The following is a 12,214-nucleotide window of genomic DNA, read 5'->3' as shown; positions in this document are numbered from 1 at the left end:
GAGCTCTGTTTGCCGCGGCAGTTTCCATGCCCGTGCGCTTCCCCACATCCGTCGAGCGGACTAGTCCACCGGCGTAGGAGCGCTTAAGTGGAAACCCTCGGCGGCGCGGCGATCGCCCCTCGGGGCGAGGCCCGCGCAGCCCGTCAGACCTCGTCGCGATGCGGGCCGCGGGCGTGCTCGACCGCGTAGCGGATCAGCTCGGCCTGGCCCTCGAGCTCGAGCTTGCGCTTGATGTTCTGGCGGTGCGTCTCGACGGTCCTCACGGAGAGGTCGAGCGCCTTGGCGATCTGCTTGCTCGATTCGCCGCGGCCGAGCGCGGAGAGGATTTCGCTCTCGCGCGGCGAGAGGATGGGCCGCGGCTGCTGGCTGCGGAACATCCGCTTGGACACGCCCGGGCTGAGGAAGGTGCCGCCCGCCGCCACGGCGTCGATGGCGGCGACGATCTCGCCGGCCGGCGCGTCCTTGAGCACGTAGCCGCGGGCCCCGGCCTGCAGCGCGCGCTGCACGTACTCGGGGTTGTCGTACATGCTGTACATCAGCACGCGCAGCTCGGGCGCGCGCTCCAGCATGGTCTGCGCCAGCTGGATGCCGTTGTGCCCCTTCAGGCCGACGTCCAGCAGCACGACCTCGGGCTGCGTGGCGATGAGCATCATCATGGCCTCCTCCGCGTTGCCGGCCTCGCCGACGACGAGGTAGCGCGGCTCGCCCTGCAGCCGCGAGCGCACGCCCTCGCGCACCAGCGGATGGTCGTCGACCAGCAGGAGGCGCACGGGCGTGGCCGTGCCGGGGGCGGAGAGGCGCTCGGGGCTCATGGGGCGGGATTGTCGCGCGCCAGACGCCGGATCGCCGCGGCGCTCACCAGCGCCTCGATCTGGGTGCCGTGTCCCGGGCTGGTCTGCAGGTCCAGCGCGCCGCCGACCGAGGCCATGCGCTCGCGCATGTTGCGCAGGCCGATGCCCAGCCGGGGATCGGCGCGCTCGGCCGCCTCGGGGTCGAAGCCGTCCCCGTCGTCGAGCACCCGCAGCAGGACGCCGCCGGGCTCGCCGCGCGGATCCTCGGGCGCGAACTCGAGCGCCATCTCGACCCGCGCCGCGCCCGCATGCTTGGCCACGTTCGTCAGCGCCTCCTGCGCGACCCGGAACAGCACCGTGTTGAGCAGCTCCGGCAATTCGCGCGGCTCGCCGGACACGCGCATCGAGACCGGCACCGCGCCGCCCTCGTCGAATTCGCGCGCCAGGTGTTCGAGCGCGGCCGGCAGGCCGAGTGTGTCCAGCAGCGCCGGCCGCAGCCGGTGCGAGAGGCCGCGGACCTCGGTCAGGCTGGCATTCAGGCGCTCCAGCGCGCGGGGCAGCAGCGCGGTCGAGCCGGCCTGCTGCGCCGATTCGATCAGCAGCTTGGTCGACACCAGCGTCTGGCTGACGCCGTCGTGCAGCTCGCGCGAGAGGTGGGCCCGCTCTTCCTCCTGCGAGCGCACGACCTCGTGCGCCAGCGCGCGCAGCTTGGCCTCGGACTGGCGGTGCTCGCTGAGGTTGAGCGCCAGCGCGCAGGCGCTGATCAGCGCCACGCCGAAGAGCGCGATCGCCGCGATGCCCCACATCGTGCGGGCGATGTTGGCCTGCGCCTCCCGGTCGAGCTGCTCCAGCGTCGCGCGGATGCCGTCCAGGTAGAGCCCCGTGCCCAGCATCCAGTTCCAGCGCTCCATCGCCACGACGTAACCGAGCTTGGGCGCGCGCTCGCCGCTGGACGGCTTGCGCCATTCGTAGTCGACATAACCGCCGCCGGCCTTGGCCTGCGCGACCAGCTGCTGGATGGTCGGCCGCCCTTGCGCGTCGCGCAGGCCCCAGAGGTTGCGCCCGACCAGTTCCGGCTGCCGCGAATGCATCAGCACCCGGCCCTGCAGGTCATAGACGAAGAAGTAGCCGTCCTCGCCGTAGTCCAGCGCGGACAGCAGCCGCAGCGCCTCGCGCTTGTCGCGCTCGACGTCGGCGTCGCTGGTCCGGGCGGCCAGCGCGGGCGAGCGCTCGTACAGCGGCTGCAGCGTGCTGACGGCCAGCTCGACGTAATGGCGCAGCTCGTCGCGGCGGGCGTCCATGTAGGCGCGCTGCACGGCGGCATGCTCGCGCTGGAGCAGCTCGCGCTCCTGCTGGCGCACCGCCACCGCGATCAGCAGCAGCGAGGCAACCAGCGGCAGCAGCGCCAGCAGCAGGATCTTCAGGCGCAGTCTCATCGGGTCCTCTTCGGGCCCGCACTGTAGCCGCACGGCGCGCCCGTGGCGGACGCTACAGTTGCGGGTTTCGCGCCCGCGCCTTCCCTACCCGCAGCAGCCATGGCCACCAAGTCCCCGTCCTCGTCGAACAACCGCCTGATCCAGTGGCTGGCCATCGCCCTGCTGGTGATCGTGGCCGATCAGTTCACCAAGGTGCTGATCCTGCACAGCTTCCAGTACGGGGACAGCCACTACGTCCTGCCCTTCTTCAACCTGGTGCGGGTCCACAACACCGGCGCGGCCTTCAGCTTCCTGGCCGGCGCCTCGGGCTGGCAGCGCTGGTTCTTCGTCGGCCTGGGCGTGGCCGCCGCGGTCTTCATCGTCTGGATGCTGCGCCGCCACGGCCACCAGACCCAGTTCGCCTGGGCCCTCAGCCTGATCCTGGGCGGCGCGGTGGGCAACATCGTCGACCGGCTGCTGCATGGCTACGTCGTCGACTTCATCCAGCTGCACTGGGCCGGTTGGTACTACCCGTCGTTCAACATCGCCGACAGCGCCATCACCATCGGCGCCGTCCTGCTGATCTGGGACGAGCTGCGCCGCGTCAAGCGCGGCTGATCCGCGCCCTGCCCCCTCCACCCCAGGGTTCCTCCGGAGAAACGAGGCTGGCGTTCCGGCGCCCGCCTGCGTAGCCTTGTCGACATCGAGGGCCGCGTCACGCATGCGCGGCTCGGAGGGATTCCACCGGGCGACATCGGCCCGCCATCCGGCGAGCGCCGCGGCAGTGCGCGCGCGACGCGACGGCGGGCGCTCTTCACGCACTGGCGCGGGGCCGCGCACGGCCGCGCGGGGGACGTGACGAAGTGGACATCGCGACCATGGACAGGACACGGCCGGCGGCGACAATCCGCTGCGACCAAACGTAACCAGAACAGGGCCTCGCCCCCATGCTCGACTTCTCCTGCCTGACCCACTATGACTGGCTCGATGTGCCCATGTGGGTCTACGACCAGGAGCGTCAGCGCAACCTGTGGGCCAACGCCGCGGCGCTGGCCTTCTGGCGGGCGGACAACGCCGAGGAGTTCCTGTCCCGCGACCTCAGCGACATGAGCCCCTCGGTGGCCGAGCGGCTGGCCGTGACCGCCGCCGACCACACGCAGGGCAAGCTCGTGCGCGAGCAGTGGACGCTCTACCCCAAGGGCCAGCCCACCACGGTGATGCTGGTCTCCCGCGGCATCCGCACGCCCGACAAGCGCCAGGTGATGCTGTTCGCCGCCGACTCGCTGGTGAGCGGCGTCGACAAGAGCCTGCTGCGCGGCGTCGAGGCGCTGCAGCACACCTCGGTGCGCATCGCCGTGTTCTCGCTGCGCGACGGCAGCGTGCTGATGCGCAACCCGGCCGCAGCGATGTGCTTCAACGGCCTGCGCAAGACCATCGGCGCGACCGACTTCAGCGCCATCTTCCCGGAGCCCGACCTGGCGCGCCGCATCATGGCGCAGGTGCGCGGCGGGCAGACCTTCGGCGCCGAGCTCGAGATCAACACCGCCAATGGCCGGCGCTGGCATGCCGTCGACGCGCGACCGATGCGCGATCCCGTCAGCGGCGAGGTGGTGCTGCAGCTCAACGCCCGCGACATCGGCGACTTCAAGGCGACGCAGGCGCAGCTCGAGGCCGCGCGCGAAGCCGCCGAGGCCGCCAGCCAGGCCAAGAGCTCCTTCCTGGCCAACATGAGCCACGAGATCCGCACGCCCATGAATGGCGTGCTGGGCCTGACCGAGCTGGTGCTGCAGACCGAGCTCAACGAGCGCCAGCGCAAGTTCATCGAACTCGCGCACAGCTCGGCCAAGGGCCTGATGGTCATCATCAACGACCTGCTGGACATCGCGAAGATCGAAGCCGGCCGCGTGATCATCGACCAGGCCCCGTTCAGCCTGCACGACTGCCTGCGCGAGGCGCTGCATCCGCTGCTGCTGCAGGCGCACGAGAAGGGCCTGCAACTGCATGCGCGGGTGCAGCCCGGCGTGCCGCAGCACCTGCTGGGCGACGCGCTGCGGCTGCGCCAGATCCTGGTGAACCTGGTCGGCAATGCGCTCAAGTTCACCGAGCGCGGCGAGGTCCGCGTCGACATCCAGCGCATCGACGCCGACGAGCCGCTCCATGCCGGCCCGCTGCGGCTGCGCATCGCGGTGCATGACACCGGCATCGGCATGACGCGCGAGCAGATCGCGCAGATCTTCAGCCCGTTCACGCAGGCCGACGGCAGCATCACCCGCCGCTACGGCGGCACCGGCCTGGGCCTGACCATCGTCAAGCGCCTGGTCGAGCTGATGGGCGGCGAGGTGCAGGTGGAAAGCCAGCCCGGCGCCGGTTCCTGCTTCAGCTTCGAGGTCAAGGTCTCGCAGCCGCTGGTGCTGGACGAGGTGCTGCGCACCGAAACGGTGGACGTCGATGTCCACGAGACGACCGCCGGGGCGCTCGACGACGAGACCGCCACCGACTTCGGCGCGGACACCGTGCCGGCGGGGCTCGACGAGCTGCCGCCGCCGCGCCGCGTCGTCACCGACGCGGGCGGTCCGCAGGCGCTCGCGGACACGCGCCGGGCCACGCTGACACCGACGCGGACCGACGCGCGGGACGAGCGCAGCGCCAACGAGGCGCTGCTCGACGCGGAGACGGTGGCCGCCGACCTCGACGGCCCGATCACCGCGTCTGGTTCAAACCAGCAGCACGCCTGAGCCGGTGGTCGTGCGGGCCTCCAGCTCGCGATGGGCGCGCTGGACCTCGTCGAACGGATAACGCTGCTCGACCTCGATCCGCACCGCGCCGCGCTCGACCGCGGCGAACAGGTCGCCGGCGACCTCCTGCGTGGTCTCGAGCGAATCGAGGTGCACGAACAGCGAGGGCCGCGTGAGGTACAGCGCCTTGGCCGACAGCGCGCCCAGCGCCACCGGCGGGACCACGCCCGAGGCATTGCCGAAGCTCACCATCAGCCCAAACGGCCGCAGGCTGGCCAGCGAGCCTTCCCAGGTCGAGGCGCCGACCGAGTCGTAGACCACCTTCACGCCGCGGCCGCCGGTGATCCCCTTGACCCGCTCGGCGAAGTTCTCGGTCGCGTAGTTGATCGCGAACTCGGCGCCGTGGTCGAGCGCCAGGCGGCACTTGGCGTCGCTGCCGGCGGTGGCGATCAGCCGCAGCCCCAGCGCCTTGGCCCATTGGCAGGCGATCAGCCCGACGCCGCCCGCCGCCGCGTGGAAGAGCACGTGGTCGCCCGGCTGCAGCCCGCCCTGCGGCAGCGTGCGGCGCAGCAGGTACTGCACCGTCATGCCCTTGAGCATCATCGCGGCGCCCTGCTCGAAGCTCAGGAAGTCCGGCAGCTTCACGACGCAGCGGGCCGGCATCACGCGCGCGGTCGCGTAGGCGCCGATGGGCTGGCTCGCATACGCGGCGCGGTCGCCGGGGCGCAGGTGGGTGACGCCCTCGCCCACCGCCTCGACGACGCCGGCGCCTTCCATGCCCAGGCCGCTGGGCAGGGGCAGCGGATAGACGCCGCTGCGGTGGTAGATGTCGATGTAGTTCAGGCCGCAGGCCGCGTGGCGGATGCGGATCTCGCCGGGACCGGGGTCGCCGACCTGGACCGGCTCGATCGTCAGGACTTCCGGTCCACCAGCTTGCGAGATGCGCACGGCTCTGTCGCTCATCGGGGTTCTCCTCATGGGGGGATGTCGCTCGCGCGTCGCCCGACGCGTCGATTGCGGCTATCGTGCCAGCCTCCCGACCGACGCGCATCGCCGCGATGAGCTTGACCCCACGCCTGGCCCTGATGCTGACCCTGCCCCCGCTGCTGTGGGCCGGCAACGCCGTGGTCGGGCGCTCGGTCGGCCCGCTGGTGCCGCCGCTGCTGCTCAACGCGATGCGCTGGACGCTGGCCTTCGCGCTGCTGCTGCTGATCGCCCGCCCGGCGCGCGCGCTGCTGCAAGACCTGGCCCCGCTGCGGTCCCGCTGGGGCTACTTCGCGCTGACCGGGCTGCTGGGCATGGGCTGCTACAACGCGCTGCAGTACCAGGCGCTGCACAGCTCCACCGCGCTCAACGTGACGCTGATCGCCGCCAGCCTGCCGGTGTGGATGCTGGCGGTGGGCGCGCTGCTCTATCGCGTCTGGCCGACGCGCCGCCAGCTCGCCGGGGCGCTGCTGTCGCTCGGCGGCGTCGCGCTGGTGATCTCGCGCGGGCACCTGGAACGCCTGGCGCAGGTGCAGTTCGTGCGGGGCGACCTGCTGATGCTGCTTGCCGTGCTGACCTGGGCCTTCTACAGCTGGCTGCTGGCGCGGCCGCCCGCCCACATGCAGGGCGAGCGCCGGCCCGACTGGGACTGGTCCGCGCTGCTGATGGCGCAGATGCTGTTCGGGCTGGCCTTCAGCTGGGCCTCGGCCGGCGCGGAGCAGGCCATCGGCGTGCCCCCGGTGCGCTGGGGCTGGCCGATGGCGGCGGCGCTGGTCTACGTGGCGGTCGGGCCGTCGCTGATCGCCTACCGCTGCTGGGGGCTGGGCGTCGCGCAGGCGGGGCCGACGCTGGCCGCCTTCTTCGGCAACCTGACGCCGGTGTTCGCGGCGCTGATGTCGGCGGCGCTGCTGGGCGAGTGGCCGGCCTGGTTCCATGGCGCGGCCTTCGCGCTGATCGCGGCGGGGATCGTGGTGTCCTCGGGCCGGCGCTGAAGTCGGAAGCCGCTCGCGGCGTCACGGCGCCAGCGGCACCCACACGCCGTTGAGGACCAGACCGCGCGGCGCCGTCCGGACCGGTTCACGGGGCGCTGGGCTCACGTCCCGCGCTTCGACGTCGACGACGTCCCGCTCCGCTCGCCCCATCAGGCGCGTCGACCGGCCGCCCGCATCGCCGGCACCGATGCGCGCGCGGCGCTCGACGCGCTCCAAACGCACGACGCGTTCGACACGCTCGACGCGTTCGACGCATTCAATGCGCTCGACGATCTCGATCCGGTCGCGGGGCATGGGGACGATCCGACGCCGAAAGGCGGGGTGGTGAGGACCGGGCCATTCTTCGGCGCCGACCGGATCGGTTCCATCCCCTTCATGCGCCAAATGCGCCATCTACCCACCTCTTTAGGTGGGCAACTAGCAATGGCTTGCTAGTCCGCCACTCGATACGCGGCCCCCCGCTCCAGACGGGGCCGAATCACTCCCCCTTCAGAAGGTGCCCGGATAGGCGCCGCCGTCCAGCAGGATGTTCTGACCGGTCAGGTAGCCGGCGTGGGCCGAGCACATCAGCGCGCAGATCGCGCCGAACTCCGCGGCGCTGCCGAAGCGCTGGGCCGGGATCGCGCCCATGCGCTTGGCGCGCACGTCGTCGATCGGCTGGCCGGATTTCTGCGCGCCGGCGGCCAGGGTCTTCTGCAGGCGTTCGGTGTCGAAGGCGCCCGGCAGCAGGTTGTTGATCGTGACGTTGCGGCCGGCGATGCGCGGCTGGCGCGCGATGCCCGCGACGAAGCCGGTCAGGCCGGAGCGGGCGCCGTTGGACAGCCCCAGCACGTCGATCGGCGCCTTCACCGCGCCGGAGGTGATGTTGACGATGCGGCCGAAGCCGCGATCGGCCATCTGGTCGACCGTCGCCTTGATCAGCGCGATCGGCGTCAGCATGTTGGCGTCCAGGGCGGCGAGCCACTGTTCGCGGTCCCAGTCGCGGAAATCCCCGGGCGGCGGACCGCCGGCGTTGTTGACCAGGATGTCGACGCGCGGCGCGGCGGCCAGCGCGGCAGCGCGGCCGGCCTCGGTGGCGATGTCGCCCGCGACCGCCACGATCTGCACGGCCGGGTTGATCGCGCGCAGCCGCGCGGCTTGCGCCTGCAGGGCCTCCTCGCCGCGCGCGGTGATCACCACGTTGACGCCCTCAGCGGCCAGCGCCTCGGCGCAGCCCGCGCCCAGGCCCTTCGAGGCCGCGCATACCAGGGCCCACTTGCCCGAAAGTCCCAAGTCCATGTCGATCTCCGTCGTCGTATCGATGCCGGCGCGATTGTGCCGAGAACTTCCTCTCCCCAAGGGGAGAGGGGAAGAGAGTCACCGACGCTGGCGCGCCAGCAGCCATACGCCGCCCAGCACCAGCACCGTGCCCGCGACGACCCAGCCGGTGAGCGGCTCGTCGAGGATGAGCACGCCCATCAATATCGTGGACATGGGTCCCACCATGCCGGTCTGCGCGGCGACACCCGCCCCCAGCCGTTCGATGGCCATCATCACCATCAGCACCGGCGCGAAGGTGCAGGCCAGCGCGTTCAGCGCCGACAGCCACCACACCGCCGGCGCCAGTTCAGCCAGTCCCGAGACCGGCCGCGTCAACAGGAACTGCGCGATGCAGAAGCCGCAGGCCACCGAGGTCGCCAGGCCGGTGAGCCGCATCGCACCGAGGCGCTGGACCCATTCCCCGCTGTAGACCAGATAGAGCGCATAGGACACCGCGCTGCCGAAGACCAAAGCGCCGCCGAGCCACACGTTGGCGCCCGCGACCTGGAGCTCATGCCCGAACACCAGCAGCACGCCGGCGTAGCTCACGGCGAGCGCGCCGGCCTGGCGCAGCGTCACGCGGCGACCGAACATCGCCCACGACAGCAGCAGCACCAGGGTCGGGTTGAGGTAGAGGATGAGGCGCTCGAAGCTGGCGCTGACGTAGGCCAGGCCGGCGAAGTCCAGGAAGCTGGCCAGGTAGTAGCCGCTGAAGCCCAGGCCCAGCACCGCGAGCTTCTCTCGCCACGTCAGCGCGGGCTTGCCGCGGCCGGCCCACCAGGCCAGCGCGAGGAACAGCGGCAGCGCCAGCAGCATGCGCAGCATCAGCAGCGTGATCGCGTCGACGCCATGGCGGTAGGCGAGCTTCACGATGATGGCCTTGCCGGAGAAGCCGATCGCGCCGCCGACGGCCAGCATCAGGCCCGGCAGCGGCGCGCGCGCGCCGTGGGGATCGGGGCGGGCGACCGGGACCGCCGGTGTGGGACTGCTCATGGCGGACGATTCTAGGAATCGAGGCCGGCCCCGCTTTCGCGAAGGGGCAATGGATGATTGCCAGCCGTTCGTCTCTGTCCGCACCGCGCCCGTCGTCCTCGCCCTTCGCCCTCGCCGAGCCGCTGGTGCCACGCGCGCCGCGCTCGTGTCCCCTCCCCTGTCCCTTCCCGCGTGAATAGTTGTGCCGCCTGCCGCCGCCGTGCGGTGGCGCCCTCAAGACCTGCCCCCGCACGCCGATGACCGGAAGCGCCTGCCGCCATCCAGCGGGAGGCGCCGTGGGGATGGCAACGACAAGGGGCAGCGCGCCGACGGGCGCGACAAGGCCTCGGACCTGAGAGGGACCCTGCATGAGATACACCGAGAGCATCGCCGCCAGCGCGCAGGCGCTGCGCGCCGCCTTGCCGCTGATGTCGAGGCAGCGCGCGGCGCTGCACCCCGTCACCTACGCGGTCTGGTACGAGCACGTGACCGCGATGAACGGCGCGCTGAGCCGCGAACTGATGAACCTCACCCAGGACGGCGCGACGCTGGACGAGCCGCAGACCTGGGCGCTCTATCGCCGGCACATCGCCGAGCTGGACGAGCAGATGGCCGCGACGCTGGCGCGGGACGTCGGCGAGGTGCTGCGCGGCGTGTCCGACTGCACCGACCAGGCCGGCCAGCAGGTGCAGCACTACGCACGCGCGCTGCAGGGCTGGGAGCGCGCGCTGCGCGAGGCCGCGCCGGGCCAGCACGTGGCGGTGCTGGCCGCCGCGCTGCAGGGCACGCGGGACATGCGCCACGCGGTCGACAGCCTGGTGACTCGCCTGGAGGCCAGCCGCCAGGAGGTGGCCTCGCTGCGTCAGGAGGTCCACCGCGCCCGCAGCGAGGCACTGCTGGATCCGCTCACCGGGCTGAGCAACCGCCGCGGCTTCGACCGCGCCCTGGCCGACTGCGTGCGTTGCCCCGAGGCCGGCACGCCGACCGCGCCCTGCCTGCTGCTCGGCGACGTGGACGACTTCGCCGCCCTGCGCGAGCGCCTCGGCCCGGCGCGCCTGGACGAGGCGCTGCGCCAGGTCGCCAACACGGTGCGCAGCATCGCGCAGAGCCACCACCTGGCCGCGCGCCTGGAAGACGACGGGTTCGCGCTGCTGATCCCGGGCGCCGGCCTGCACGAGGCCTACACCCTGGCCGAGCAGCTGCGGCACGGCGTCGGGCAGCTGCAGGCGGACGCGGAGCGCCGGCTCAGCCTCTCGCTGGGCGTCACGCAGCTGGGCGGCGGCGAGACGGCGCGCGACTTCCTCGGCCGCGCCGACCAGGCGCTGCGCTCGTCCCGCGCGCAGGGTCGCAACCGGGTCACCGTGCTGGCCGCGGATGAGCGTTTCGCCGCATGAGGCCGCCTTCCCCGGTGCGTATCATCGGCCGTCACAAGGGTGGGACAGAGGGACGGACGTGGCCCTGATGAAGACTTCGTTGCGCAGCGCCGTGATCCTGGCGCTGCTGGTGGGCCTGGCCCTGCCGACCGGCGGCGTGCTGCTGTACGAGCAGCAGCTCAGCCGCCGCGTCGTGATGGAGGACCTGCAGCGCGACCTGTCGCGCGTGTCGGAGGTGCTGGCGCTGTCGCTGGCCGAGCCGATCTGGCAGGTCTCGCCCGACCTGGCCGAACCCATGGTCAAGGCGCAGGTGGAGGACCCGCGCTTCGTCTCGGTCGTCGTGACCGAGAACTCCGCCCAGCAGGCCTTCGTCGAGTTCCACCGCGGCTCGCCCGACGACGCGATGACGCTCAGCGAGACCCGCACGGTGATGCGCGACGGCCGCGAGATCGCCAAGCTCACCGTCGTCATGAGCGCCGAGCCGCTGATGGCGCGCAAGCGCGCCGACCTGTGGAACGCGCTGTGGCGCAGCCTGCTGACGCTGACGGTGTCGCTGGCGCTGATCCTGGTCGTCATGCAGCGCCGCGTGCTGCGCCCGATCGATCGCCTGTCCGGCGCGGCCGACGAACTGGCCTCCGGCCAGCTCGACAAGCCGCTGGAGCTCGGCGGCGAGGACGAGATCGCGCGCGTCGGCAAGGCGATGGAGCGCATGCGGCTGGCGCTGCTCAAGGCCTTCGACGACCTGCGCGGCCATGCCAGCACGCTCGAGGACCAGGTGGCGCAGCGCACCGCGCAGCTGACCGAGGCCAACGCCGAGCTGACGCAGGCGCTGGCCAACCTCAAGACCGCGCAGCGCGAACTGGTGGAGTCGGAGAAGCTCGCTTCGCTGGGCCGCCTGGTGGCCGGCGTCGCGCATGAGCTGAACACGCCGCTGGGCAACGCGCTGACCGTGGTCTCCGCGCTGGAGGACCGCTGGAACAAGCTCGACCGCATGCTGGCCGACAACACGCCGATGCGCCGCAGCCAGCTCGAGGAACTCGTCAAGGACACGCGCCGCGGCCAGGACATCCTGCACCGCAACGTGCAGAAGGCCGCAGACCTGGTGCGCGACTTCAAGCAGGTCGCCATCGACCAGACCAGCGACACGCGCCGCGACTTCGAGCTGAGCCAGGTGGTCGAGGACGTGCTTGTCATGGTCGAGCCCAGCTTCAAGCACACGCCCTTGCGCATCGTCACCGAGCTGCGGGAAGACCTGCGCATGAACAGCTATCCCGGCGCGCTCGGCCAGGTGCTGACCAACCTGCTGATGAATGCGCTGGTGCATGCCTTCGAGGGCAGCGAGCGCGGCCAGGTGACCGTCAGCTGTCACCGGCTCGACGACGGCCAGGTGGAGCTCAGCGTCAGCGACGACGGGCGCGGCATGGACGCCTCGGTCGTGCGGCGCATCTTCGATCCGTTCTTCACGACCAAGCTCGGCAAGGGCGGCTCGGGCCTGGGCATGCACATCGTCCACAACATCGTGACGAATGTGCTGGGCGGGCAGATCGAGGTGATCTCGCAGCCCGAGGAAGGCACGCGCATGGTGATGCGCCTGCCGGTCGACGCGCCGCTGCGCGCCACCGGCGAGGAACGGATCGCCTGATCCGTCCTCCG

At 71.6% G+C, this 12,214-nt stretch carries 11 protein-coding genes; 5 read left to right on the top strand and 6 right to left on the bottom strand.

Annotated elements, in window-relative coordinates; translation table 11 throughout:
* Window positions 1-143 precede the first annotated feature (143 nt).
* Together FHT37_RS02470 and FHT37_RS02465 are read right to left on the bottom strand one after the other, a co-directional pair.
* Window positions 144-812 (bottom strand): response regulator transcription factor, encoded by a 669-nt coding sequence (locus FHT37_RS02470; RefSeq protein WP_147240880.1) that lies wholly within the window; start codon window positions 810-812, stop codon window positions 144-146.
* Entirely contained in the window at window positions 809-2,227 is a 1,419-nt protein-coding gene (locus FHT37_RS02465) for a cache domain-containing protein (protein ID WP_147240879.1), read from the bottom strand. The genes FHT37_RS02470 and FHT37_RS02465 overlap by 4 nt, the downstream gene beginning before the upstream one ends.
* A 99-nt stretch (window positions 2,228-2,326) precedes the next feature.
* Between FHT37_RS02465 and lspA the strand changes: the two genes are divergently transcribed.
* Window positions 2,327-2,824: a signal peptidase II gene (lspA, locus tag FHT37_RS02460; RefSeq protein ID WP_183478668.1), complete on the top strand. Its 498-nt coding sequence runs from the start codon at window positions 2,327-2,329 to the stop codon at window positions 2,822-2,824.
* Window positions 2,825-3,153: 329 nt separating this feature from the next.
* Window positions 3,154-4,941 (top strand): ATP-binding protein, encoded by a 1,788-nt coding sequence (locus tag FHT37_RS02455; RefSeq protein ID WP_183478667.1) that lies wholly within the window; start codon window positions 3,154-3,156, stop codon window positions 4,939-4,941.
* Here the strand turns inward: FHT37_RS02455 and FHT37_RS02450 are convergent.
* Window positions 4,921-5,904, bottom strand: a complete 984-nt coding sequence (locus tag FHT37_RS02450; RefSeq protein ID WP_183478666.1) for a quinone oxidoreductase — start codon at window positions 5,902-5,904, stop codon at window positions 4,921-4,923. The genes FHT37_RS02455 and FHT37_RS02450 overlap by 21 nt on opposite strands.
* A gap of 95 nt (window positions 5,905-5,999) precedes the next feature.
* Here FHT37_RS02450 and FHT37_RS02445 point away from each other — a divergent pair, with 95 nt between their 5' ends.
* The gene (locus tag FHT37_RS02445; RefSeq protein WP_183478665.1) at window positions 6,000-6,917 is read left to right on the top strand and encodes a DMT family transporter; all 918 of its coding nucleotides are present in this window, start codon (window positions 6,000-6,002) and stop codon (window positions 6,915-6,917) included.
* 21 nt (window positions 6,918-6,938) lie between these two features.
* On the opposite strand, the gene FHT37_RS02440 is transcribed toward FHT37_RS02445, so the two are convergent.
* The 3 genes from FHT37_RS02440 to FHT37_RS02430 all read right to left on the bottom strand — a co-directional run bounded on the left by FHT37_RS02440 (window position 6,939) and on the right by FHT37_RS02430 (window position 9,209).
* Entirely contained in the window at window positions 6,939-7,211 is a 273-nt protein-coding gene (locus FHT37_RS02440; protein WP_183478664.1) for a hypothetical protein, read from the bottom strand.
* A gap of 195 nt (window positions 7,212-7,406) precedes the next feature.
* Complete coding sequence (locus FHT37_RS02435) at window positions 7,407-8,195, bottom strand: SDR family NAD(P)-dependent oxidoreductase (RefSeq protein WP_183478663.1); 789 nt, start codon at window positions 8,193-8,195, stop codon at window positions 7,407-7,409.
* Between the two features lie 78 nt (window positions 8,196-8,273).
* Window positions 8,274-9,209: a DMT family transporter gene (locus FHT37_RS02430; protein WP_183478662.1), complete on the bottom strand. Its 936-nt coding sequence runs from the start codon at window positions 9,207-9,209 to the stop codon at window positions 8,274-8,276.
* Between the two features lie 347 nt (window positions 9,210-9,556).
* Here FHT37_RS02430 and FHT37_RS02425 point away from each other — a divergent pair, with 347 nt between their 5' ends.
* Together FHT37_RS02425 and FHT37_RS02420 are read left to right on the top strand one after the other, a co-directional pair.
* Window positions 9,557-10,582 (top strand): GGDEF domain-containing protein, encoded by a 1,026-nt coding sequence (locus tag FHT37_RS02425; RefSeq protein WP_183478661.1) that lies wholly within the window; start codon window positions 9,557-9,559, stop codon window positions 10,580-10,582.
* Between the two features lie 67 nt (window positions 10,583-10,649).
* Window positions 10,650-12,203, top strand: coding sequence for an ATP-binding protein (locus FHT37_RS02420; RefSeq protein ID WP_183478660.1), 1,554 nt, complete (start codon window positions 10,650-10,652; stop codon window positions 12,201-12,203).
* Window positions 12,204-12,214 lie beyond the last annotated feature (11 nt).

This window comes from Mitsuaria sp. BK037, assembly GCF_014193045.1.
Classification (GTDB): Bacteria; Pseudomonadota; Gammaproteobacteria; order Burkholderiales; family Burkholderiaceae_C; genus Roseateles.
Note: the sequence above shows the minus strand (reverse complement) of the source record. Positions and strands in the feature narration are given on the sequence as shown.